Origin of the sequence: Neoroseomonas alkaliterrae, assembly GCF_014199195.1 — a bacterium.
GTDB lineage: Bacteria > Pseudomonadota > Alphaproteobacteria > Acetobacterales > Acetobacteraceae > Neoroseomonas > Neoroseomonas alkaliterrae.
Map to the genome: position 1 here is coordinate 550,104 of NZ_JACIJE010000001.1, position 23,381 is coordinate 573,484.

Sequence of the window (23,381 nt, forward strand, 5' to 3'; positions counted from 1 at the left end):
CCGGGCGCCCGCCCGGCGGCGCATCACGATGCGGAGAGCGCGGCCACCCCCGGCAGCGTCTTGCCCTCGAGCCATTCCAGGAAGGCGCCGCCGGCGGTCGAGACATAGGTCAGCCGGTCCGCCACCCCGGCATGGCGCAGCGCGGCCACCGTGTCCCCGCCGCCGCCGATGGATTTCAGCGCCCCCGATTGCGTCAGCGCCGCCACCACCTCGGCGACCGCGACGGTGGCGGCGTCGAAGGGCGGTGTCTCGAAGGCCCCGAGCGGGCCGTTCCACACCAGCGTGGAGGCGGAGCGCAGGCGCTGCTCGATCGCCTGCTCGGTCTTCGGCCCGACATCGAGGGCCATGGACTCCGGCGGCACCGCGCCCACGCCGACCGTGCGGGTGGGGGCGTTGGCCTCGAACCGCTCGGCCACCACGAGGTCCACCGGCAGCAGGATCTCGCAGGCGCCGGCCTTGGCCTCCGCGAGGATGGCGCGCGCCGTCTCGTGCATCTCCGCCTCCTGCAGCGACTTGCCGACATCGTGGCCCTGCGCGGCGAGGAAGGTGTTCGCCATGGCCCCGCCGATGACGAGCACGTCCACCTTCTTCGCGAGGTTGCCGAGCAGGTCGAGCTTGGTCGAGACCTTGGCGCCGCCGACGATCGCCACCACCGGCCGCGCCGGATTGCCGAGCGCGGCATCGAGCGCCTTCAGCTCGGCCTCCATCAGCCGCCCCGCATAGGAGGGCAGCAGATGCGCCACCCCCTCGGTGCTGGCATGGGCGCGATGCGCGGCCGAGAAGGCGTCGTTCACATAGGCGTCGGCGAGCCGCGCCAGCGCCGCCGCCATCTCCGGGTCGTTCCTCTCCTCCCCGGCGTGGAAGCGGGTGTTCTCGAGCAGCAGGATCTCGCCGTCCTTGAGCGCGGCGACGGCGGCCTCGGCCTCCGGCCCGATGCAGTCATCGGCCCAGGCCACGGGACGCTTCAGCGCGGCGGAGAGCGCCTCGACCAGCGGCCTGAGCGACATCTCGGGCACGCGCTTGCCCTTGGGGCGGTCGAAATGGCTGCAGATCACGACGCGCGCGCCGTCATTCGCCAGTTCCGCGATCGTGGGGCAGAGCCGCTCGATGCGCGTGCGGTCGGTGATGCGCCCGTCCTTCACCGGCACGTTGAGGTCGGCGCGCAGCAGCACGCGCTTGCCCTTGGCGTCCAGCGCGTCGATGGTTCGGTAGGTCATCGCGTCGAATGTCCTGGCACGGAGGATGGCATGGTCCGGTGGGCCGCGGCCCTGATCTTGTTTCCGGTCCTAGCATCGGCGCAGGACGCCTTCCAGTTGCCCTCTGGCAACATCCACTGCGCGGTGCAGGAGGGGACGCTGCGCTGCGACGTGCTGAACTTCACCTATGCGCGTCCGCCACGGCCGCCCGGCTGCGCGCTCGATTGGGGCGGGGCGGTGGAACTCGGCGGCAAGGGGGCGGCGGCGCTGCTGTGCCACGGCGACACGGTGGCGGACCCGCGCCATCCCGTCCTGGGCTATGGCCGCGCCTGGCAGGGCCCGGGCATGGCCTGCACGGCGGCGCAGACCGGCCTGCGCTGCACCAATGCGGACGGGCGGGGCTTCGAGATGGCGCGGGCACGGCTCAGGCTGTTCTGACGGGGGTGAGAGGGGCGCCGCCCCTCTCGCGTTCTCCCCGCCAGAGGCCGGAAGGCCTCTGGAAACCGATGCGGGGTCAGGCCTTGCCCGAGGGCAGCCTGATCGTCCGGCCATCCACCGCGAACTTTCCCCAGCCCTGGTGGTGGACCATCCTCGCGTCGCGCCGCTCGGGGTCGATCCAGGCCTGGACGACCTCGAGGATGAACATGCAGTAGGCGTTGACCATCCGCGTGTCGATCACGCGGCATTCCAGGTTGGCGAAGCAGTCCGGCAGCAGCGGCGCGGCGACGTGGCGCGCCGGCTTCCTGGCGATGCCGAGGCTTTCGAACTTGTCGGTGTCCGCACCCGAGCAGTTGCCGATCGCGACCACCGTCTCCAGGAACTCCGCCGGCGGAATGCCGATGACGCATTCCTTCGTGCGGCGCAGCGCCTCGAAGGAATGGTTGCGGTTGCTGACGATGCAGGCGATCTGCGGCGGCGTGAACTCGACCATCATGTGCCAGGACATGGCCATGACGTTCGGAATGCCGCGCCGGCTGGTGGCCAGAAGCACCACCGGCCCCGGTTCGATCAACCGGTAGGCCCGTGCCAGCGGGAACGAGCGCAGGCGATGGGATCCAAGGGCCTTTCGGCCCTTGGCGGGGTGGTCCGGAGGGGCGGCGCCCCTCCGCGCCATCACAGGCTGCCGAACAGCGCCGCCGTGTCGCTCATGCGGTTCGAGAAGCCCCACTCGTTGTCGTACCACGACATCACGCGCACGAGCCCGCCATCCACCACCTGCGTCTGCGTCGCATCGAAGGTCGAGGACATCGGGTTGTGGTTGAAGTCGATGGAGACCAGCGGCTCCGTGCTGTAGCCGAGGATGCCCTTGAGCGGGCCGGATTCGCTCGCCGCCTTCATCGCGGCGTTCACCGCCTCCTTCGTCACGCCTTCCTTCGCCGGCACGAAGTCGAGCGAGACGAGGGAGACGTTCGGCGTCGGGATGCGGATGGCGGTGCCGTCCAGCTTGCCCTTCAGCTCCGGCATCACGAGCCCCACCGCCTTGGCCGCGCCGGTGCTGGTCGGGATGGCGGAGACCGCCGCCGCGCGCGCGCGGTGCAGGTCCTTGTGCAGCGTGTCCACGGTGTTCTGGTCGCCGGTATAGGCGTGGATCGTCACCATGTAGCCGCGCAGGATGCCGAAATTCTCGTGCAGCACCTTGGCGATGGGCGCCAGGCAGTTCGTGGTGCAGGAGGCGTTGGAGATGACCGTCATCTCCTTCGTCAGCGTCTGGTGGTTGACGCCATAGACGATGGTCGCATCCGCATTGTCGCCGGGGGCGGAGATGATGACCTTGCGCGCGCCGGCGGCGAGCAGGGCCGAGGCCTTCTCCTTGCTCGTGAAGATGCCGGTGCATTCCATGGCCACGTCCACGCCCTGGAAGGGCACCTTGGTCGGGTCGCGCTCGGCGCTCACGGTGATCGGCGCATAGGTGCGGCCGTTCGCGGTGATGATCAGACGGTTGCCGTCCACCGCCACCTCGCCGGGGAAACGGCCATGCACGCTGTCGTAGCGGAAGAGATGGGCGTTCGCCTCGACCGAGCCGAGGTCGTTGATGGCGACGCATTCGACGTCGCGCCGCCCGCTCTCGATCATCGCGCGCAGCACCAGGCGGCCGATGCGTCCGAACCCGTTGATGGCAACCTTCACGGCCATTGGCGTGTCTTCCTTCCCGTTGCGTGGGTGATGGTCAGGCGAGGCGCTTCTTCACCGCCGCCGCCACGGCATCGGGCGTGATCCCGAAATGCCGGAACAGATCCTCGGCCGGCGCGGAGGCGCCGAAGCCGCCCATGCCGATGAACAGCCCGTCGGCGCCGAGCCAGCGGTCCCAGCCGAAGCCCACCGCCGCCTCGATGCCGACGCGCAGGCCGGTGCCGAGCACCTGCTCGCGCCAGGACGCATCCTGGGCGGCGAAGATCTCCCAGCAGGGCAGGGAGACGACGGCGGTCGGGATGCCCTCGGCCTCCAGCGCCTCGCGCGCGGCGAGCGCGACATGCACCTCCGAACCCGTCGCGATCAGCGTCGCCTTGCGCGCGGCGCTCGCCTCGGCCAGCACGTAGCCGCCGCGGGCGCAGCGGTTCTCCCCGGCATCGGTCCGCAGCGCCGGCAGGTTCTGGCGCGAGAGCGCGAGCAGCGAGGGGCCGTCGGCGCGCTTGACCGCGAGTTCCCAGCACTCGGCCGTCTCCATCGCATCCGCCGGGCGGAAGACGAAGACATTGGGCATGGCGCGGAAGGAGGCGAGGTGCTCGACCGGCTGATGCGTGGGCCCGTCCTCGCCCAGGCCGATGGAATCATGCGTCAGCACGTGGATGACGCGCTGGCGCATCAGCGCGGCAAGGCGGATCGAGGGCCGCATGTAGTCGCTGAACACCAGGAAGGTGCCCGAATAGGGGATGATGCCGCCATGCAGCGCCATGCCGTTCATCGCCGCGGCCATGCCGTGCTCGCGCACGCCCCAATGGACGAAGCGGCCGCCGAAGCTGCCCGGCGCGATCGCCGGGATGCCCTTCACATTGGTGTTGTTCGACCCGGTGAGGTCGGCCGAGCCGCCGACCATCTCCGGCACCGAGGGGACCAGCGCCTCCAGAGCGCGCTGGGAGGCGACGCGCGTGGCGATCTTCGGCTTCTCCTCCGCGTGGCGCGCGCGCAGCGCGGCGAGCGCGTCGCGCCAGGTCTCGGGCAGGCGGCCGGCCATGGCGCGGTCGAACTCGGCCTGCTGCGGATGCTTCGCGAGGCGCTTGAGCCAGGAGCGGCGGGTGCCCGCGCCGCGGCGGCCGGCGGCCTCCCAGGCGGCCTTGATGTCCTCGGGCACGGTGAAGGGCGGCGCGGTCCAGCCGAGCAGCTCCTTCGCCGCCGCCGCCTCCGCCGCGCCGAGTGGGGAGCCGTGCGAGCCCGCCGTGCCCGCCTTGGTCGGCGCGCCGAGGCCGATGATGGTGCGGCAGGCGATCAGCGTCGGCTTGCGGTTCCGCGTGGCCCAGGCCATCGCGGCGGCCAGCGCCTCATGGTCATGGCCGTCCACCCGGCGCACCGCCCAGCCATAGGCCTGGAAGCGCTTCAGCACGTCCTCGGTGAAGGACAGCGCGGTGTCGCCGTCGATCGAGATGTGGTTGTCGTCCCACAGCACGCAGAGCTTCGACAGGCCGAGATGCCCCGCGAGCGAGGCGGCCTCGTGGGAGACGCCCTCCTGCAGGTCGCCGTCCGAGGCGATGACCCAGGTGCGGTGATCCACGAGGGAGGCGCCGAAGCGCGCGGCCAGCATGCGCTCGGCCAGCGCCATGCCGACCGCGGTGGCGATGCCCTGGCCGAGCGGGCCGGTGGTGGTCTCGATGCCCGGATGCTCGCCGAACTCGGGATGCCCGGCGGCGGGGGAATGGAGCTGGCGGAAGCGCTTCAGCTCCTCGATGCCCATCCCCGCATGCCCCGTCAGGTGCAGCAGGGCATAGAGCAGCATTGAGCCGTGGCCCGCGCTGAGCACGAAACGGTCGCGGTCGGCCCAGCGCGGGTCGGCGGCGTCGAACTTCAGGAACCGCGTGAACAGCACGGTCGCGACATCGGCCATGCCCATCGGCATGCCGGGATGGCCGGATTTCGCGGCCTCGACGCCGTCGATCGCCAGCGCGCGGATGGCATCGGCGAGGCGCCGCGCCTCGCTCGCCGGCCGGGCGAGGATCTCGGCCTGCGTGGCGAGCGCGGGGTTCTGCGCGGGATCGGCGGCGGGGGCGATGCTGGCCACGTTTCGTTCTGCTCCGGGGGGTCGGCCTGACGGACGCGGGGGCTATACGGCGCGGCCCCGCCGGGGGCAACCGCGCCCCCCTCAGGGCGCGAAGATGTAGAAGACGTAGGCCGCGAGCAGCACGAGGTGGACGATGCCCGAGAGGAGGTTCGTCCGCCCCGTGCCGTAGGTGATGATCGCGACCAGGAAGCCGAGCAGCATCAGCACCGTGCCGCCCGGGGCGATGCCGAGTTCCAGCGGCTGGTCGAGCCACCAGGAGACGGCGGCCACAGTCGGCACCGTCAGCCCGATGCAGGCCACCGCCGAGCCGAGCGCGAGGTTGATGGCGGACTGCATCCGGTTGGCCGCCGCCGCGCGGAGCGCCGCGCCGCTTTCCGGCATCAGCACGATGGCCGCGACGATGACGCCGACCAGCGCCACCGGCGCGCCGGCCGCGCGCACCCCCTCGAGCACCGCCGGGGAGAGCGCCTTGGCAAGCGTGACGACGGAGAGCAGCGCGAGCGTCATCAGCCCGAGCGAGGCCAGCGCGATGCGGCCGCTGGGCGGGGCGATCGGCGCGCTGTCGCCGCCGGCGGGCAGGAAGAAGTCCCGGTGCCAGCCGGTCTGGATGAAAATGAAGGCGCCGTAGAGCGCGAGGCAGGCCAGCGAGACGAAGCCCAGCTGGAGCGGCGAGTAGAACGGCCCCGGCACCGAGACCACGAAGTTCGGCACCACCAGCACCAGGGTGGCGAGCGGGATCAGCACGGCGAGGAAGGCATTGGCACCCTCCACCCGGAACTCGGCCTGGCGGTGGCGGATCGCCGCGACCACGATGCAGAGGCCAGCGAGCCCGTGCACCACCAGCATCACCGCCGCATGCACCGAATCGCGCATCAGCGACGGGTTGGGATCCCCGGTCAGCATCAGCGCGACGATCATGCCGACCTCCATCACCGTCACCGCGAGGGCGAGGATGATGGTGCCGTAGGGCTCGCCCACGCGGCGCGCGACCACCTCCGCGTGATGCACGGCGGCGAGCACGTTGCCGAGCAGGATGGCCGCGAGGAGCAGCGCCAGCGGCTCGAGCCCGGCCTGGCCGAAAGCCAGCCAGGCCGCCACGCCGGCCGGCGGCAGCAGGGCGGTGTGGAGGGGGATCCGGCTGGTCGGGGCGCGCGCCATGGCGTCCGGGCCGCGGCTCGCCTGCGCGGCCGGCGCTAGGCCGGCCGGTTGGCGCGCGCGACCACCGCCTCGAACAGCACCTGGCAGCCGGCCTCGGCCTCCTCGGGCAGGATGCTCTCGGCCTCGTTGTGGGAAAGCCCGTCCTTGCAGGGGGTGAAGATCATCGCGGTCGGCACCGAGCGCGCGACATAGACCGCGTCATGCCCCGCGCCGGAGATGATCTCCCGCGCCGAGAAGCCGAGCCGCTGCGCCGCCTGGCGGACGAGGTCGACGCAGGCGGGGTCGAAGGGCTGGGCGGGGATGACGAAGAGTTCCGTCAGGTCCAGCCTGCAGCCGGTGGCCTCGACCAGCTTGCGCGCCTGCTCGGGGAAGGTCGCGGCGAGGGTCCGGATCTCGGCATCCTCGGGGTGGCGGAACTCGACGCTGAAGCGGACCTCGCCGGGCACCACATTGCGGCTCGGCTGCGGGATCTGCAGGAAGCCCACCGTGCCGCGGCCATCCTCCCCGCGCGCGCGCATCAGCTCGTCCACCAGCGTGACGACCCGCGCGGCGGCGACCAGCGCATCGCGGCGCATCGAGGGCGGGGTGGTGCCGGCATGGCTCTCGCGGCCGGTGATGACGGCATCGTACCAGACCTGCGCCTGCGCGCCGGTGACGATGCCGACCTGCCTGCCCTCGCGCTCGAGGATCGGGCCCTGCTCGATGTGCAGCTCGAAATAGGCGTCGGCCGGGAAGGGCCTCGCCGGATGCTCGCCCTTGTAGCCGATGCTCTCGAGCGCCTCGGAGACCGAGACCCCGTCCACGTCCTTCAGGCCGTAGGCCTTCTCCAGCGTATAGACCCCGGCCCAGACGCCCGAGCCCATCAGCGAATGGCCGAAGCGCGAGCCTTCCTCGTCCGTCCAGTTGACCAACTCGATCGGCGCCTCGGTGACGATGTTGAGGTCGTTGAGGGTGCGCATCACCTCGAGGCCCGCGATGACGCCGAGCGCGCCGTCGAACTTGCCGCCTGTCGGCTGGCTGTCGAGGTGGCTGCCCATCAGCACCGGCAGGCGCTTGGGGTCGCGGCCCTCGCGGCGGGCGAACATGTTGCCGATGGCGTCCACCCGCACCGTCAGGCCGAGGGCCTCGCACCAGCCCTTGAAGGTGTCGCGGCCCTTCTTGTCCACGTCCGAGAGGGTCAGGCGCTTCACGCCGCCCTTGGGCGTGGCGCCGATCTCGGCCATGGCCATCAGGCTGTCCCAAAGCCGCTTGCCGTCGATCCGCTGGTTGGTGCCGCTCATGGCGCGTCGGGTCCCTCTTGCTGGCAGGGGTCCGGAGTAGGCCGCCCCGCCCCGCCTGTCCACGCCCCGGCCCGCCCGCCCGCCGGCTTCGGGCGGTCCGCGAATACAGTTGTCATGGCGCCGAATTCAATCATGCATGGGACAAGTCATAATAGAAATCGTGCCCCCATACTTGCCGAATAAAGGCCCGGCGCGCCAGTCACGCCCCAGTCGTGCCGTGCTCCGTGCCGAGGCTGTGCCGGGGTGGAGTTGCATCCCGCCCCATTCTGCTGCATGGAGCAGCCGCCGGCAGCCTCCGTGCTGCCACAATCACTTGCCCAGCATTGGCCGGGCGGATCGCGCCATCGGCGCATCCTTTCCGTCCACCTCGTGCAGACCGAACCGCCCAGGAGTGTCCCCATGGGGTTCCCCCGCCACGCCTGCCGCCGTTCCGAGGCGCCCGCGCCGCGCCCGGCCCGGCGCGCGCCCCGTGCCGCCGCGGGCGGCGCGCTGATCGCCGTCTGCCTGCTCGCCACCGCCTGCGCCCAGCCGGCCGAGGAGGCCGCCGCCGCGCCGCCCGCCGCCGCGCCCGCCGCCTCGGCCCTGCGGCCCGCCGGCGGCGTGCAGACCGGCATCGCCTCCTTCTACGGGCCGCGCTTCACCGGCCGGCGCATGGCCAATGGCCAACCCTTCGACCCGCATTCGGACACCATCGCCCATCGCAACCTGCCCTTCGGGACGGTGGTGCGGGTGACCAACCTCGAGAACGGCCGCAGCGCGACCGCCCGGGTGCTCGACCGCGGGCCCTGGATCCGCGGCCGCATCGTGGATGTCAGCCCGCGCATCGCGCGCGACCTCGACATGGTCCGCAGCGGCATCGCTCGGGTGGAGGTGGTGCCGCTGGTCGAGGTGGCCGAGGCGGCCGACTGACGGGCGGCAGCCGTCCGCTCCTGGCGAGGATCGGGCTTCGGTTCCGCGCCCCTCGCCCCGCGAGGCCGGCGGCCCCGTTCGGCGAGGCCCCGGGCGAAGCCGCGGCGCGCCGGGATGACGCCCCGCCGCGCGGCCGGCGCCCTACTCCCTGTCCTCGGGCCCGAGCACCTCGGCGACCGGGCCGTCGGCGGTGATGCGCCCGCCCTCGAGCCGGATCGCCCGCGTGCACCATTTGCGCACCACGGCCATGTCGTGCGTCGCGATCAGCAGGATCTGCGCCCCGGTCACGAGCTGCGCCAGGCGTTCCGAGGCGCGTGCCATGAACTCGGCGTCCCCGGCGAGGAACCATTCGTCCATCAGCAGGATCTCGGGCGTCATCGCCGTCGCCATGGCGAAGGACAGCCGCACGTTCATCCCCGCCGAATAGCCGCGGATCGGCACGTCGAGGAAATCCCCGAGCCCCGCGAAGCCCGCCACCTCCTCGGCCAGCGCGCGGCCCTCGGCCTCGGTCATGCCGCGATAGAGGGCGCGCAGCACCACATTCTCGCGCCCCGTCAGCAGCGGGTCCATCCCGGCCGCGGGGTCGATCAGGGAGCCGATCTCCCCCTCCACGCGCAGCCGCCCGGCCACGGGCTCATAGACCCCGGCGACGGTGCGCAGCAGGGTCGTCTTTCCCGCCCCGTTCGGCCCGACCAGCGCGACGCGCTCCCCGTCGCGGATGGAGAAGGTGAGCTCGCGCAGCGCCGCGACGACGACGCGGTTGTCGGTGTCGGTCTTCAGCCGCAGCCCCGAGGAGGCGAGGATGCGCTGCTTCAGCGAGCGCGCATTGTGGTGGTAGAGCGGGAACTCGATGGCGAGTCCCGCCGCCTCGATCAGCGCCATCGCCCTAGACCCAGAAGGCGATGCGCCCGCGGAAGCGGACGAAGAAGGCCCAGGCCGCGGCCACCAGAAGCCCGGTCCAGGCGAGGGCGGCGAGCCAGACGGCGAGCCCGCCGGTCTTGCCCATGATCGGGGCGCGCACCGCCTCCATGACCGCGAAGAACGGGTTGAGCGGCAGGAACGGCTCCCAGTGCCCGACCATGTCGGGCTTCCAGATCACCGCCGAGACGAAGAAGGCCACCTGCATCAGCGAGCCGACGATGGGCGGGATGTCGCGGAAGCGGGCGCAGACCATGCCGAGCAGGATCGCCGCCGCGAAGCCGCCGACCGCCAGCAGCAGGAAGCCCGGTATGGCGAGCAGCGCCGTCCAGCTCAGCGGCGTGCCGAAGATGAAGAACACCACCAGGATCAGCGGCAGGTTGTGGGCGGCCATCAGCGCGTTGCGGATGACCACGCGCATGGCATGGACCGAATAGGGCAGCGGCATCTGCCGGATCACGCCCTCGGCCGAGGTCAGGCTGGTCGTCGCGTCGGTCACCATGGCCGAGAGCACGTTCCACACGATCAGGCTGACCGAGAGCCAGGGCAGGTAGTCGGTGGGGTCGATGCGGAACAGCTTGGCATAGAGGAAGCCGAGCGCCCCGAGCATGACCGCGGTGGAGAGCGTCAGCCAGAAGGGACCGAGCACCGAGCCCCGGTAGCGGTGCGTGATGTCGCTGCGCGCCAGCGCCCAGGCGAGGCGCCAGCGCGCGAGGCCGCCGGCGAGATCCTCGATCGCGCGTTCGCGCCGCCGCGGCGTGGCGGCGTCGAAGTCATGGACATGGGCGGTGGCGTCGCGCATCGGCGCGGGCTTCTACACGCTGCCCGCGCGCGCAGGAAGGGCGGGCTACTTCCCGCCGCGCGCGTCGATCGGCCCGCCGTAGCCGCCGCCGACGCCGACCGGCGCCGCGCCGCCCGCGCGGGAGAGGCGGATGCGGTCGGTCTGGGTGATGACCACGCGCTCGCCCACCGTCAGGCCGAGTTCGTTCGTCTGCACCACGGCGCGGGTCTGGCCGGTGTCGTCGCGGATGATGAACTCGACGGCGTTGCCGCGCGTCACCCCTTCCTCGATCGCCGCGCCGGCGATGCCGCCCGCGAGCGCGCCGACCACGCCGCCCACGGTGCGCGCGCGCCAGTCGCCGCCGATGGTCGAGCCGACGAGGCCGCCCGCCACCGCGCCCGTGCCCGCGCCGATGCCGCTGCGCGTGCCGCTGACCGCGACCGGGCGCATGCCCACGATGGTGCCGTAGGAAACATAGCCCGAGGTGCCGAGGGCGTAGCGGTCCACCGTGGTGTTGGTCGCGGGCGCGCAGGCCACGAGCCCGCCGCCCAGGGCGATGACGGCGGCGAGCGGTGCGAGGCGGCGGGCTTGGAACATCGTCGGAAACTCCCTGATCGGAGGCGGCGGTCGGAGGGGCGGCATCTTCGGTTCGCCGCGCTCCGGCCACAATATGGTGCGCTGCTGCGTCATCTGGCACCGGCGGCGGATGCGGACCCACCACATGATGCGTGAGCGCCGCAATGCTTGACCCGGCGCCGGAGCCTGGCCTACGCAACCTTTCAGACCAGTGGCGTTCACGCCCGCGTGCGGGCCTGCCCGGGACGGCCGGAGGGGGATTTCCGGCGATCCCGACTGTGGGGCGGCCCGTGCGACGGGACCGGAATGGAGAGCAGGGGGAATGACCGGAACTCCGAGCCGCGGCGCGCGCGCACTCATGGCCGTGGCGCTGCTGGCGATGCTCGCCGCCTGCGCCGACAGCGGCCAGCGCAGCGCGGCCAACTCGCCCTTCTACAACCGGCCCGACAGCACCGCCCCGCCCGGCCCTCCCCACGACCCCTGGGGCCCCTGGATCCGCGACGCCTCGCGCCGCTTCGACATCCCCGAACTCTGGATCCGCGAGGTGATGCGCCAGGAGAGCGGCGGCCGGCCCAACGCCACCTCCCATGCCGGCGCGATGGGGCTGATGCAGGTCATGCCCGGCACCTATCGCGAGCTGCGGGAGCGCTACGGCCTCGGCCCCGATCCGTATCATCCCTATGACAGCATCCAGGCCGGCACCGCCTATCTGCGCGAGATGTACGAGCTCTACGGCAGCCCGGCCTTCCTCGCCGCCTACAATGCCGGCCCGCGGCGGCTCGAGGACTACCTTTGGGGCGGGCGCGGCCTGCCGAACGAGACGCGCAACTACGTCGCGCGCATCGCCCCGCGCATCGCCGGGGCCGCGCCGAACCGCCGCGCCCCGCCGGAAGTCTATGCCGCCGCCGATATCGGGCACTACATCCCGCCCGGACCGCGCCCGATGACGGGCGGCACCGCGGTCGCGCTCGCCGCGCAGCGCGCCGCCCCGCCGCCGGTGCAGGTCGCCGCCGCCCCGCCGCCGCCGCCCGTGGCGCCGCGGACGCAGGTGGCGAGCCTCACCCCGGTCCCGCTGCCCGCGCCGCCCGCCGCCCCGGTCCACATGACCGGCGTGGAGAACCCGACGCTGACCGCCTCGGCCCGCGCCGCGCTGGCCGAGGCCGCCCGGCAGTCCGAGATCGAGCGCGCCGAGCAGCAGCAGGCCGAGACCGCCGCCCAGCGCGTCGCCGTCGCGGCACTCGACCCGCCGGAGCGCCGCGCCCCGGCCGCCGCGCCGCTCGGCCGCTTCGGCCTGGTGGGCTCGGCGCGCGCCAGCACGCTGCCGGCGGCGCCGGTGCCGCCACCCGCGCCGCGCGGCGCCCCGCCGCCCGCGCCCGCCGCCGCCGCCCCCGCGGGCGGCGCGCAATGGGCGGTGCAGGTGGGCGCCTTCTCCTCCGAGAACCTGGCCCGCACCTCGGCCAACCAGGCGCGGGAGGTGGTGGCCACGCTCGGCTCGCGCACCAGCGTGACGCCGGTGCGCCAGGGCAACACGACGCTCTACCGGGCGCGCGTGACCGGCCTGACCCGCAGCGCCGCCGAGCAGGCCTGCAACCGGCTGCGCGCCCGCGGCGCCTGCACGGTGGTCGCGCCGGGCGCCTGAGACAGACGCGGGCCGCCGGCAGCGCGGCCCCGCCGGAGCATGCCAGGGGACGCGCGGCGCCGTGCCGCGCGTCCTCGCGTTTCGGGGCGCGCCGCGCCGGTCCCGCGGGAGGGATGCGCAGCCGCCTCCCTCCCGGCGCGGGGCTCGCCCCCTTGCCGTGCCGTTCCCCGGAGGCCACCCTGCCGCCCTCTTTGCCGGAGGAACGTCCATCATGCCCGCCGAAGGCGGCCACGCACCCAGCATGCCCCCCGCGACGGGCTTCGCCGCCCTCGACGCCATGGTCAGGCCCCGCTCCGTCGCCGTCATCGGCGCCTCGGACGACGCCACGCGCATCGGCGGGCGGCCGATCGCCTACATGCTGCGCCAGGGATTCCAGGGCGCCATCCTGCCCGTGAACCCGAACCGGCCGACGGTCCAGGGCCTCCCGGCCCATGCCTCCGTCGCCGCGCTGCCGCAGGTGCCGGACGTGGCCATCGTGGCGGTGCCGGGGGAGGCCGCGGTGCAGGCGGTGGACGATCTGGGTGCGAAGGGCTGCCGCGCGGCCATCGTCTTCACCGCCGGCTTCGCCGAGGTGGACGAGGCCGGCCAGGCCGCGCAGGACCGCATGGTGGCCGCCGCGCGCCGGCACGGGATGCGCGTCCTGGGGCCGAACTGCCTCGGCCTGTTCAACGCGGCGGTGAATTTCTACCCGATGTTCTCCCTGTCCTTCGAACAGGGCTGGCCGCTGCCGGGCAATATCGGCATCGCCTCGCAATCGGGGGCTTATGGCACGCATGTCTTCGCCGTCTCCCGCGCGCGGGGGATCGGCACGCCGGTCTGCGTGACCACCGGCAATGAGAGCGATGTCTCCCTCGGAGAGGTGATCGGCTGGATGGCGCAGGCGTCAGAGGTCGAGGTGATCTGCGCCTATGCGGAAGGGATCCGCGAGAGCGCGCGCTTCACCGCCGCCCTCGACCTCGCGCGGCGCAACCGCAAGCCGGTGGTGATGATGAAGGTCGGCCGCTCGGAGCTCGGCGGCCATGCGGCGAAGTCCCACACCGCCTCCATCGCCGGCGACGACGCCGTCACCCAGGCGGTGCTGGACGAATTCGGCGTGGTGCGCGCGAACACCACCGAGCAGATGCTCGACATCGCCTATGCCGCGACGAAGCGCATCTACCCGGTGCGCAACAGCATGGGCGTCATCACCGTCTCGGGCGGCGCGGGCGTGCTGATCTCGGACGCGGCGGAGGCGATGGGCGTGCCCATGCCGCCGATGCCGGAGGCGGCGCAGGCGCATCTGAAATCCCTGATCTCCTTCTGCGCGCCGCGCAATCCGGTGGACTGCACCGCGCAGGCGGTGAACCAGACGGAGCTGTTCCCGCAATTCCTGGAAACCACGGCCGAGGCCGGCGGCTACGGCTCGATGCTGGTGTTCCTGACGCAGACCGGCGGCTCGACCACCATGGCGCCGAAGCTGCGGCCTTACCTCAAGCAGGCGCGGGAGAGGTTCCCCGACCGGCTCTGGGTGCTCTCGGCCATCGCCCCGCCCGACAAGGTGAAGGCCTATGAGGAGGACGGCTTCCTGGTCTTCGAGGACCCGACGCGCGCGGTCGCGGCCATCGAGGCCATGGGCCGCTTCGGCGCCGCCTTCGCCGCGCCGCCGTCCGAGGAGATCGTGGTCCCGCCGGTGCGCCTGCCCGCGACCACGCCGAGCGAGGCCGAGGGCAAGCGCATCCTCGCCGCGGCCGGCGTGCCCGCGGTGCCGGAGAAGGCGTGCGCCTCCGCCGAGGAGGCGGTCGCCGCGGCGGAAGCCTTCGGCTACCCGGTGGTGGCAAAAATCCTCTCGCCTGACATCCTGCACAAGAGCGAGATCGGCGGCGTCATCCTCGACCTCGCCGATGCGGCTGCCGTGCGGGAGGCGCACGCCACGCTGCTGCAGCGCGCCGCCGAACGCGCGCCGGGCGCGCGCATCGAGGGCGTGCTGATCGCGAAGCAAATCAAGGGCGCGGTGGAGATGGCGCTCGGCATCGCGCGCGACCCGGTCTTCGGCCCGGTGGCGATGGTCGGCCTCGGCGGCGTGTTCATCGAGATCCTGAAGGACGTGTCCTTCCGCCGCTGCCCCTTCGGCGAGGCCGAGGCGGAGCGGATGATCCGCTCGCTCAAGGGCTTCCCGCTGCTCGACGGCGCGCGCGGGCGGCCCAAGGCGGATGTGAAGGCGCTGGCCGGCGCGCTCGCCGCGCTGTCGCGCTTCGCCGCCGGCGCGGGGGACCGCCTGTTGTCGGTGGACGTGAACCCGCTGCTGGTTCTGCCCGAAGGCCAGGGCGCCTTCGCCGCGGATGCCGTGATCGAGGTGGAGGAAACGACGTGACCATCAACTACGAGCACCTGCTCAACTACCCGATCCCGGAGATCCGCCAGACCATCCGCTGGCAGGACACCGCGCTCTACAATTTCTCGATCGGCCTCGGGCAGGACCCGATGGACCAGAAGCAGCTCGATTTTCTCTACGAGCCGCGGCTGAAGGCCATGCCCTCCATGGCGGTGGTGCTCGGCTATCCGGGCTTCTGGCTGCGCAACCCGGACACGGGCGTGGACTGGACGCAGGTGCTCCATGGCGAGCAGTCCGTCATCCTGCACAGGCCGCTGCCGGCGGAAGGCGAGATCATCGGCCGCTCGCGCATCAGCGCCATCGTGGACCGCGGGCCCGGCAAGGGCGCGCTGCTCTACAACGAGCGCGTCGTGCTGGATGCGAAGACGGGCGAGAGGCTCGCGACGCTGGAAGGCACCACCTTCGCGCGCGGCGACGGCGGCTTCGGCGGCCCCTCCGGCCCGGTGAAGAAGCCGCACCCCGAGCCCGAGCGCGCGCCGGACATCACGCTCGACCTCGCGACGCGGCCGGAGCAGGCGATCGTCTATCGCCTCAACGGCGACCACAACCCGCTGCACATCGACCCGGAGGTGGCGGCCAAGGCCGGCTTCCGGCAGCCGATCCTGCACGGCCTCTGCACCTTCGGCGTGGTCTGCCACGCGCTGATGAAGGCGCTGTGCGGCTATGATCCGGCGCGCTTCGGGCGGATGGACCTGCGCTTCTCCTCCCCCGTCTATCCGGGCGAGACCATCCGCACCGAGATATGGCACGAGGAAGGGGGCGCGGCCTTCCGCGCCCGCGTCGTGGAGCGCGACAAGGTCGTAGTCAGCAACGGCCTGTTCCGTCACCCGTAAGGACGAGAGAGCAACGTGATCAACAAGATCGTGCAGTCCATGGCCGATGCCATGGCGGGCATCAAGGACGGCTCCACCGTGCTGATCGGCGGCTTCGGCGCGGTCGGCCAGCCGGACCAGCTCATCGAGGCGCTGATCGAGCAGGGGGCGAAGGACCTCACCTGTGTGGCCAACAATGCGGGCACGGGGCGGCAGGGCCTGGCGCGGCTGATGGAGCTCGGCCGCGTGCGGAAGATCATCTGCTCCTTCCCGCGCAGCGCCGGCTCCGTCGTGTTCGAGGAACTCTACCGCGCCGGGAAGATCGAGCTGGAGATCGTGCCGCAGGGCACCATGGCCGAGCGCATGCGCGCCGCGGGCGCGGGCGTGCCGGCCTTCTTCACCGCCACCTCGGTCGGCACCATCCTCGCGCACGGCAAGGAGCACCGCGAGTTCCAGGGGCGCACCTATGTGATGGAGCACGCGCTCAAGGGCGATGTCGCGCTCATCGAGGCGTGGGAGGGCGACCGCTGGGGCAACCTGACCTACCGGGCGTCGGGGCGGAACTTCAATCCGGTGATGGCGATGGCGGCGGACCTGACCATCGCGCAGGTGATGCATGTGCGCGAACTGGGCGAGCTCGTGCCCGAGAACGTGCACACGCCGGGCATCTTCGTGAACCGCGTGATCCATGTGGATCGCGGCCCGGCCTGGGCGTAACCCTTAGGGCGCGAGAGGAGAGAGCAATGCAGGGCTTCGACCGCAAGGGCATGGCCGCGCGCCTGGCGCAGGACATCCCGGAAGGCTGGGTGGTGAACCTCGGCATCGGCATCCCGACCATGGTCGGCGACTACGTGCCGCTTGACCGCGAGGTGATCTTCCATTCCGAGAACGGCATCCTCGGCATGGGCCCCGCCCCGGCGCCGGACAAGGTGGACCCGTGGCTGGTGAACGCGGGCAAGCAGCCGGTGACGCTGCGCCCGGGCGGGTCCTACTGCCACCATGCGGATTCCTTCGCGATGATCCGCGGCGGGCACATCGACCTCTGCGTCCTCGGCGCCTTCGAGGTCGCGCAGAACGGCGACATCGCCAATTGGGCGACCAGCGAGAACGACAGCGCACCGGCCGTCGGCGGGGCGATGGACCTCGGCGCGGGGGCGAAGCGGCTCTGGGTCATCATGGAGCACACCACCAAGGACGGCCGCCCGAAGCTGGTCGAGAAGTGCGCCTATCCGCTGACGACGCCGGGCGCGGTCAAGCGCGTCTACACCAATCTCGGCGTCTTCGAGATCGTCCCCGGCAAGGGGTTCGTGGTCGTGGACCTCGCCCCCGGCGTCACGCTCGAGCAGGCCCAGGCCGTCACCGGCGCGCCGCTGCACACCCAGTGAACCGCTGCGCCTCGCCGGCGGCGGGGCGCCCAGACAGAGAAGGGAGGGGGCGCGGGGGAGGTTCTCCTCCCCCGGTTCCTCGATGAGATGAGCCAGGCACTCGACGACCGATCCGAATCCATCCGCATGATCCGCGACAGCGCGGGCGCCGTTGCCCCGCGCGGCGGCGACACCAAGCGCGTGCGCGCGCTGCGTTTCCAGAACCCCGGCTACGACAAGGCGGTGCTGGCCCAGATGGGCGAGCTCGGCTGGATCGGCCTCGCCGTGCCGGAGGCGGCCGGCGGCGCCGGCCTCGGCATGAGCGAGGCGGTGGCGCTGGCCGAGGAGGTTGCGGGCGGCCTCGCGCCCGAGCCGCTGATCCCGGCGATGCTCTCCGCGCGGCTGCTCGCGGCCGCCGAGGCGCCGCAACTCGGCGCGGTGCTGGCGGGAACCTCGCTGCTCCTGACCGCCTGGCAGGAGAAGGCGGACAGCCTCGCCGTGCCCGCGACGCCGGACGGGCCGCGCTCCTTCCTGCCCATGGCCGGCGGTGCGGAGGGCTTCCTCGTGCCGGTGCGCGAGGGCAACCGCATCGCGCTGCACCTGCATCCGGCCGAGGGCGCGGACCTCGTGCTCGAGAAGACGATGGATGGCGGGCATGTCGGCACGCTGCGCCCGAACGCCGCGCGCATGACGCGCATCGGCGACGACATCGGCGCGGTGCTGGAGCAGGCGCTGGACGAGGCGGCGCTGCTGACCGCGGGCGCGATGCTCGGGCTGATGGAGCGCGCCTTCGACCTCACGCTCGGCTATCTCAGGACGCGCCAGCAGTTCGGCCGCGTCATCGGCACCTTCCAGGCGCTGCAGCATCGCGCGGCGGATCTGAAGATCCACATCGCGCTGACGCGCGCGGCGGTGGAGAGCGCCGCGGCGGCGCTCGATTCCGGCGCGGCGGGCGCGGCGCGCCAGGCGGCGGTCTCCAAGGCCAAGCACCGCGCGGTGGAATCGGGAATGTTCGTGCTGCGCCAATCCATCCAGCTCCATGGCGGCATCGGCTACACGGACGAATACGATGTCGGGCTCTATCTGCGGCGCGGCATGGTGCTGATGAACCAGTTCGGCTCGGCGACGCTGCACCGGCGCCGCTTCATGGCCCTCGAGCCGGAGGATGTGGAATGAGCGAGACCGCGCGCGTCCACGAGGCGATGGACGGCAACGTCCTCGTCCTCACCATCGACTATCCCTCGCGCAAGAACGCAATCGGCCCCGGCGTGCGCCAGGCGCTGGAGGAGGCGATCGAGCGCGCGCACGAGGACCGCGCGGTCCGCGCCATCGTCGTGACCGGCGCGGGCGGCACCTTCTGCGCGGGCGGCGACATCTCGAACATGAATGTCGGCACGGCGCTGGACGGGCGCGAGCGGATGCGCCGCACGCACCGGCTGGTGCGGCTGATGGCGCGCGGCGCGAAGCCGCTGGTCGCGGCCGTGGAAGGCTGGGCGGCGGGGGCCGGCATGGCGGTGGCCTGCGCCTGCGACAGCATCGTCGCGGCCGAGGATGCGCGCTTCGTCGCGGGCTTCCACAAGATCGGGCTGATGTCCGACATGGGCCTGCCCTATTTCCTGCCCCGCCGCGTGGGCGTGGGCCGCGCGCGGCGCATCCTGTTCTACCATGAGGTCGTGGGCGCGCCGGAAGGCGAGAGGATCGGCCTTGTGGATTTCCTCGCCCCGCCGGGCAAGGCGCTGGAGGTGGCGATGGAGAAGGCGCGCTTCCTCGCCGCCGAGGCTGCGGGGCCGATCGAGCTGACGAAGAAGATCCTGTCGGAGGGGCTGGACGATGCGCTTGCCGACGAGGCGACCTTCCAGGGTCTGCTGTTCACCACCGCCGACTTCCAGGAAGGCCGCGCCGCCTTCCTCGAGAAGCGCAAGCCCAGATTCGGAGGCTGATCCATGGCCGTGAGCATCCCGCCGCGGGAGACGACCGACCTCAACCAGATGGAGGACGAGGCGTTCCGCCTGCATGTCCGCGCCTGGATCGAGGCCAACTATCCGCCGGAACTCCGCAACCCGCCCAAGCGCCTGCATTGGGAGGAGAACAAGGTCTGGTACTTCAAGCTGGCCGAGAAGGGCTGGCTCTGCCCGGGCTGGCCGCGCCAGTTCGGCGGCCTCGGCCTCAGCCCCGCGAAGCAGATCATCTTCACCGAGGAGATCGAGCGCCACGGCTGCGCGCGCACCAACGACCACGGCATCGTCATGGTCGGCCCGCTGCTCATCAACCACGGCACGCCGGAGCAGCAGGAATACTTCCTGCCCAAGATCCTCTCCGGCGAGCACATCTGGTGCCAGGGCTATTCGGAACCCAATGCGGGCTCGGACCTCGCGGCGCTGCGCACGGAAGCGGTGCTCGACGGCGACCACTACATCGTCAACGGCCAGAAGATCTGGACCACGCTGGCGATGGACGCCAATTGGTGCTTCCTGCTGGTGCGCACCGACAAGAACGCGAAGAAGCAGGAGGGCATCTCCTTCCTGCTGGTGGACATGGCGACGCCGGGCATCACGGTGAAGCCAATCATCAACCTCGAATACCACGACGAGTTCTGCGAAGTGTTCTTCGACAACGTCCGCGTGCCGGCGAAGAACCTGGTGGGCACGCCGAACCGAGGCTGGGACATGGCGAAGGCGCTGCTGTCCTTCGAGCGCATCTACCTCGGCTCCCCGCGCCTGTCCGCCTATGCCTTCACGCGGCTGCGCCAGCTCGCCGAACGCATGGGCGTGTGGGAGGATGCGGCCTTCCAGGAGACCTACGGGCGGCTGCGGCTCGACCTCGAGGACCTGAAGTCGCTCTATGGCGCCTTCGTGGACAAGCTGCGCCGCGGCGAGACGCTGGGGCCGGACGTCTCCATGCTCAAGGTGTTCCAGACCGAACTCTTCCAGCGCATCACCGACACCATGCTGGAGATCGCGGGCGAGAACGCCGGGCTGCTGGAGCCGATGGAAGGCAACCGCAACCTCAACCCGACGGGGCTCTACATCCAGGCGCGGCCGGCGACGATCTATGGCGGGTCGAACGAGATCCAGCGCAACATCCTCGCCAAGAACGTGCTCGGGCTGCCGGGATGAACAGGCGGCGGCGCCGCGCGGTTCCGCGGCGCCGTGCGTTGACCCCGCGGGCGCGCCGGGGAACCATCGCGCGCCTTCCTCACCGCGATGGGTTCCCCGCATGACCGACCTCTGGCGCCTGCCCGCCACCGACCTCGCCCGCCGCATCCGCGCGAAGAAGGTCTCCGCCACCGAGGCGGCGCGCGACGCGCTGGCGCGCCTCGATGCCGCCAATCCGCGCATCAACGCCGTGGTGGACCACCGGCCGGAGGATGTGCTCGCGCAGGCGGCGGCGGTGGATGCCGCCATCGCGCGGGGGGAGGATCCCGGCCCGCTCGCCGGCGTTCCGGTCACCATCAAGGTGAATGCCGACCAGCAGGGCTACGCCACGACCAACGGCCTTCGGCTGCAGAAGGACCTGATCGCGCAGCAGGACAGCCCGGTCGTGGCCAACCTGCGCAAGGCCGGCGCGGTGATCCTCGGCCGCACCAACACGCCTGCCTTCTCGCTGCGCTGGTTCACCCGCAACGGGCTGCACGGGCACACGAAGAACCCCCGTGATCCGTCCATCACGCCTGGCGGCTCCTCCGGCGGCGCGGCGGCGGCGGTGGCGGCGGGCATCGGCGCCATCGGCCACGGCACGGATATCGGCGGCTCGATCCGCTACCCCGCCTATGCCTGCGGCGTGCACGGGCTGCGCCCCACCCTCGGCCGCATTCCCGCCTGGAACGCCTCGGGGCCCGAGCGTCACATCGGCGGGCAGATCATGGCCGTCTCCGGCCCCATCGCGCGGACCATCGCCGATCTGCGCCTGGGCCTTGCCGCCATGGCCGCGCGCGACATCCGCGACCCCTGGTGGGCGGGCGTGCCGCTCGAGGGGCCGCCCGCCCCGAAGCGCGCCGCGCTGTGCATCGCCCCCGAGGGCATGGCGCTGCAGCCCGCGGTCGAGGCGGCGCTGCGCGACACCGCGAAGCGCCTCGAAGCCGCCGGCTGGACGGTGGAGGAAGCCGAGGCGCCCCCGCTGCGCGAGCCTGCCGCGCTGCAGGCGATGCTGTGGCTCGCGGAATCGCGGCGCGGGCTGAACGCGGCGCTGCACAAGGAGGCCGACCCCGATGCCTCCTTCGTGTTCGCAGAGATGGAGGCGCTCTGTCCGCAGCCGGACCTCAACGCCTTCATGGACGGGCTGCAGAAGCGCGCGACCTTCCTGCGCCAGTGGATGGAGTTCTTCGAGCGCTTTCCCGTCGCGATCACGCCCGTCTCCGGCGAGCTGCCCTTCCGCGACCAGGAGGATGTCGAGAGCCCCGAGGCCTTCCGTCGCATCATGGCGGCGCAGCTCACGCAGGTGGGGCTGCCGCTGATGGGCCTGCCGGGGCTTGCGGTGGCGACCGGGATGGTGGGCACCGTGCCGGTCGGCGTGCAGCTCGTCGCCGGCCGCTACCGGGAGGATCTGCTGCTCGCCGCGGGCGAGGCGATCGAGGCGGCGGGCGTGCCGCCCGCGCCGGTGGATCCTGCCTGACGGGGGGCGGGTTCGAACGCGGCCCGAGGGGGGCGCGGCCGCGACCTGCGCCAGGGGAACCCGCCAGCCGATCAGGACGGATCCCGCGGCCAACACCCGATCAGGGGCGGTGACCGCGGCATCGTGCATCGGCCTTCGCCTGCGGCACGGCCGCGCCCGCTGCCCACCGGCGAAGGGCGCGCCCGTCGGCTGGCCGCATCACTCCCGGCGGATCGGCGGCACGCTGCCGCGCGGCGCCTGGCCATAGCCGAGCGGTGGCCCACCGGTCCCTGGCGGAGGCTGTCCATAGCCGGGCGGCGGCTGGCCATGGCCCGGCGGATACCCGCCCGGCGGCGGCCCCTGCCAGCCCTGGGGCGGCGGTGGCTGCTGCCAGCCCTGGGCAGGCGGCGGTTGCCATTGCGGCGGCTGCTGCGGCGGCCAGGCGCCGGGCTGCTGCCATTGCGGCTGCTGCTGCCAGCCCTGCTGCGGCACGCCCTGCTGCTGCCATTGCGGTCCGCCCATCCCGCCCAGAGGGTCGGGGCCGAAGCGGTTCGGCCCCGGCGTGCCGCGCAGGAAGCCGGTCTCGACGATCAGCCAGATGGCGAAGCCCAGCAGCGCGATGCCGAGGACGACGATGAAGATGACGGAGGCGCCCGCCCCCGCCGCGCCGCCCGAGATGCCGACCACGGCCGAGAGCCCCATCAGGAAGGCGGCGCCGATGCTGGTCAGGTAGAAGGCGCCGATCCACCAGCCGGTACGGTCGCGGTCGTGCAGGCGCTTGATGGAGCCCGCCAGGCTCGGCCAGATGGACAGCACCGAGACGATGGTGCCGATCGGCCCCACCTGCGCGTTCACGTCCGCGGGCACCGCATCGGCGCCGAGCGGCGGCGCGAGCCCGAGCGCGGAATCGAGGATGTTCGCCACGATCGCCGCCGCGAAGAGCGGCAGGATGTAGCCGAGCCAGAAGGTCTTGCGTCCGATGCGGCCGCGGAAGCTGAGCCATTGCCCGAACGTCATCGCCTCGATCTCCTGGCCCCCGGAAGTGCTTCACAGCACCATGCGACGGGGCGGGCTTGCAAGCCCGCGGCCGCTTGTCCGGCCGAGTTTCGTTGCATAACGTCGCGGCGTCGAAACACGGGCACGCCCCCGGCGGCGCGCCTGACGTCCAGGGGGACCGCATCGCATGCTCCGTCGCAAGCTACTTGCCGCGCTCGCCGTATCCGGCGCGGCGGCCGTCTCGGCCTGCGCGCCGCAGACCGTCTATGTGCCGCAGCCCGTCGCAGTGGCACCCGCACCGGTCTGCGACACGCGCTTCCAGGTGGTGAACAACTCCTCCCGCACGGTGCTGACGCTGCAGTACAGCCATGCGAGCCTCGCGAACTGGGGCGTGGACCAGCTCGGCCAGAACGTGCTGCGGCCCGGCCAGGTGTGGAACGCGCGCGCGGCGAACACCGGCCTCTACGATTTCCGCATCACCTGGCTCGGCGGCGGTGCGGCGGAGCTGCGCCGCGTGGACATCTGCCGCGCCAGCCAGATCGTGGTCACGAACTCCGGCATGTTCGCGCGCTGATCCGCTC

22 protein-coding genes are annotated in these 23,381 nt (G+C 72.2%); 12 read left to right on the forward strand and 10 right to left on the reverse strand.

Annotated features, from left to right (window positions below):
- Positions 1 to 23: 23 nt before the first annotated feature.
- A complete protein-coding gene (locus tag FHS88_RS02630; protein ID WP_184480994.1) occupies positions 24 to 1,217 on the reverse strand; it encodes a phosphoglycerate kinase in 1,194 nt (397 codons plus the stop codon).
- Positions 1,218 to 1,247: 30 nt separating this feature from the next.
- Between FHS88_RS02630 and FHS88_RS02635 the strand changes: the two genes are divergently transcribed.
- Complete coding sequence (locus FHS88_RS02635; protein WP_184480995.1) at positions 1,248 to 1,634, forward strand: DUF6636 domain-containing protein; 387 nt, start codon at positions 1,248 to 1,250, stop codon at positions 1,632 to 1,634.
- 76 nt (positions 1,635 to 1,710) lie between these two features.
- On the opposite strand, the gene FHS88_RS02640 is transcribed toward FHS88_RS02635, so the two are convergent.
- The 5 genes from FHS88_RS02640 to FHS88_RS02660 form a co-directional block, all read right to left on the reverse strand.
- Entirely contained in the window at positions 1,711 to 2,190 is a 480-nt protein-coding gene (locus FHS88_RS02640) for a flavin reductase family protein (RefSeq protein WP_338146366.1), read from the reverse strand.
- A 119-nt stretch (positions 2,191 to 2,309) separates the two neighbouring features.
- Positions 2,310 to 3,329, reverse strand: coding sequence for a type I glyceraldehyde-3-phosphate dehydrogenase (gap, locus tag FHS88_RS02645; protein WP_184480997.1), 1,020 nt, complete (start codon positions 3,327 to 3,329; stop codon positions 2,310 to 2,312).
- A gap of 34 nt (positions 3,330 to 3,363) precedes the next feature.
- Complete coding sequence (gene tkt, locus FHS88_RS02650) at positions 3,364 to 5,406, reverse strand: transketolase (RefSeq protein WP_184480999.1); 2,043 nt, start codon at positions 5,404 to 5,406, stop codon at positions 3,364 to 3,366.
- A gap of 81 nt (positions 5,407 to 5,487) precedes the next feature.
- Positions 5,488 to 6,564 (reverse strand): calcium:proton antiporter, encoded by a 1,077-nt coding sequence (locus FHS88_RS02655; RefSeq protein WP_184481000.1) that lies wholly within the window; start codon positions 6,562 to 6,564, stop codon positions 5,488 to 5,490.
- 35 nt (positions 6,565 to 6,599) lie between these two features.
- On the reverse strand, positions 6,600 to 7,844 hold the full coding sequence (locus tag FHS88_RS02660) for a Zn-dependent hydrolase (RefSeq protein WP_184481002.1): 1,245 nt from the start codon (positions 7,842 to 7,844) through the stop codon (positions 6,600 to 6,602).
- Between the two features lie 399 nt (positions 7,845 to 8,243).
- On the opposite strand from FHS88_RS02660, the gene FHS88_RS02665 reads away from it, so the two are divergent.
- Positions 8,244 to 8,753: a septal ring lytic transglycosylase RlpA family protein gene (locus tag FHS88_RS02665; protein ID WP_184481004.1), complete on the forward strand. Its 510-nt coding sequence runs from the start codon at positions 8,244 to 8,246 to the stop codon at positions 8,751 to 8,753.
- Between the two features lie 141 nt (positions 8,754 to 8,894).
- Here the strand turns inward: FHS88_RS02665 and FHS88_RS02670 are convergent, their stop codons facing one another.
- The 3 genes from FHS88_RS02670 to FHS88_RS02680 are packed head-to-tail and all read right to left on the reverse strand — an operon-like array spanning position 8,895 to position 11,049.
- Positions 8,895 to 9,635, reverse strand: coding sequence for an ABC transporter ATP-binding protein (locus tag FHS88_RS02670; protein WP_184481006.1), 741 nt, complete (start codon positions 9,633 to 9,635; stop codon positions 8,895 to 8,897).
- Between the two features lie 4 nt (positions 9,636 to 9,639).
- Positions 9,640 to 10,473, reverse strand: a complete 834-nt coding sequence (locus FHS88_RS02675; protein ID WP_184481008.1) for an ABC transporter permease — start codon at positions 10,471 to 10,473, stop codon at positions 9,640 to 9,642.
- A 45-nt stretch (positions 10,474 to 10,518) separates the two neighbouring features.
- A complete protein-coding gene (locus FHS88_RS02680; protein ID WP_184481010.1) occupies positions 10,519 to 11,049 on the reverse strand; it encodes a glycine zipper 2TM domain-containing protein in 531 nt (176 codons plus the stop codon).
- 301 nt (positions 11,050 to 11,350) lie between these two features.
- Here FHS88_RS02680 and FHS88_RS02685 point away from each other — a divergent pair, with 301 nt between their 5' ends.
- The 9 genes from FHS88_RS02685 to FHS88_RS02725 all read left to right on the forward strand — a co-directional run bounded on the left by FHS88_RS02685 (position 11,351) and on the right by FHS88_RS02725 (position 21,825).
- Complete coding sequence (locus FHS88_RS02685) at positions 11,351 to 12,667, forward strand: lytic transglycosylase domain-containing protein (RefSeq protein WP_184481012.1); 1,317 nt, start codon at positions 11,351 to 11,353, stop codon at positions 12,665 to 12,667.
- A 211-nt stretch (positions 12,668 to 12,878) separates the two neighbouring features.
- Complete coding sequence (locus tag FHS88_RS02690) at positions 12,879 to 15,017, forward strand: acetate--CoA ligase family protein (RefSeq protein ID WP_246419201.1); 2,139 nt, start codon at positions 12,879 to 12,881, stop codon at positions 15,015 to 15,017.
- Positions 15,014 to 15,871, forward strand: coding sequence for a MaoC/PaaZ C-terminal domain-containing protein (locus FHS88_RS02695; protein ID WP_184481014.1), 858 nt, complete (start codon positions 15,014 to 15,016; stop codon positions 15,869 to 15,871). The genes FHS88_RS02690 and FHS88_RS02695 overlap by 4 nt, the downstream gene beginning before the upstream one ends.
- A gap of 15 nt (positions 15,872 to 15,886) precedes the next feature.
- Positions 15,887 to 16,567 (forward strand): 3-oxoacid CoA-transferase subunit A, encoded by a 681-nt coding sequence (locus FHS88_RS02700; protein ID WP_184481016.1) that lies wholly within the window; start codon positions 15,887 to 15,889, stop codon positions 16,565 to 16,567.
- Positions 16,568 to 16,593: 26 nt separating this feature from the next.
- Positions 16,594 to 17,235, forward strand: a complete 642-nt coding sequence (locus tag FHS88_RS02705) for a 3-oxoacid CoA-transferase subunit B (RefSeq protein WP_184481018.1) — start codon at positions 16,594 to 16,596, stop codon at positions 17,233 to 17,235.
- An 87-nt stretch (positions 17,236 to 17,322) separates the two neighbouring features.
- Entirely contained in the window at positions 17,323 to 18,390 is a 1,068-nt protein-coding gene (locus FHS88_RS02710; RefSeq protein WP_184481020.1) for an acyl-CoA dehydrogenase family protein, read from the forward strand.
- Entirely contained in the window at positions 18,387 to 19,154 is a 768-nt protein-coding gene (locus FHS88_RS02715; RefSeq protein WP_184481022.1) for an enoyl-CoA hydratase/isomerase family protein, read from the forward strand. The genes FHS88_RS02710 and FHS88_RS02715 overlap by 4 nt, the downstream gene beginning before the upstream one ends.
- Before the next feature lie 3 nt (positions 19,155 to 19,157).
- Complete coding sequence (locus FHS88_RS02720) at positions 19,158 to 20,330, forward strand: acyl-CoA dehydrogenase family protein (RefSeq protein WP_184481024.1); 1,173 nt, start codon at positions 19,158 to 19,160, stop codon at positions 20,328 to 20,330.
- A 100-nt stretch (positions 20,331 to 20,430) separates the two neighbouring features.
- Complete coding sequence (locus FHS88_RS02725; RefSeq protein WP_184481026.1) at positions 20,431 to 21,825, forward strand: amidase family protein; 1,395 nt, start codon at positions 20,431 to 20,433, stop codon at positions 21,823 to 21,825.
- A 198-nt stretch (positions 21,826 to 22,023) separates the two neighbouring features.
- On the opposite strand, the gene FHS88_RS02730 is transcribed toward FHS88_RS02725, so the two are convergent.
- Positions 22,024 to 22,821, reverse strand: a complete 798-nt coding sequence (locus FHS88_RS02730; protein WP_184481027.1) for a DUF805 domain-containing protein — start codon at positions 22,819 to 22,821, stop codon at positions 22,024 to 22,026.
- 166 nt (positions 22,822 to 22,987) lie between these two features.
- Between FHS88_RS02730 and FHS88_RS02735 the strand changes: the two genes are divergently transcribed.
- Positions 22,988 to 23,374, forward strand: a complete 387-nt coding sequence (locus FHS88_RS02735) for a hypothetical protein (RefSeq protein WP_184481029.1) — start codon at positions 22,988 to 22,990, stop codon at positions 23,372 to 23,374.
- Positions 23,375 to 23,381: the final 7 nt, after the last annotated feature.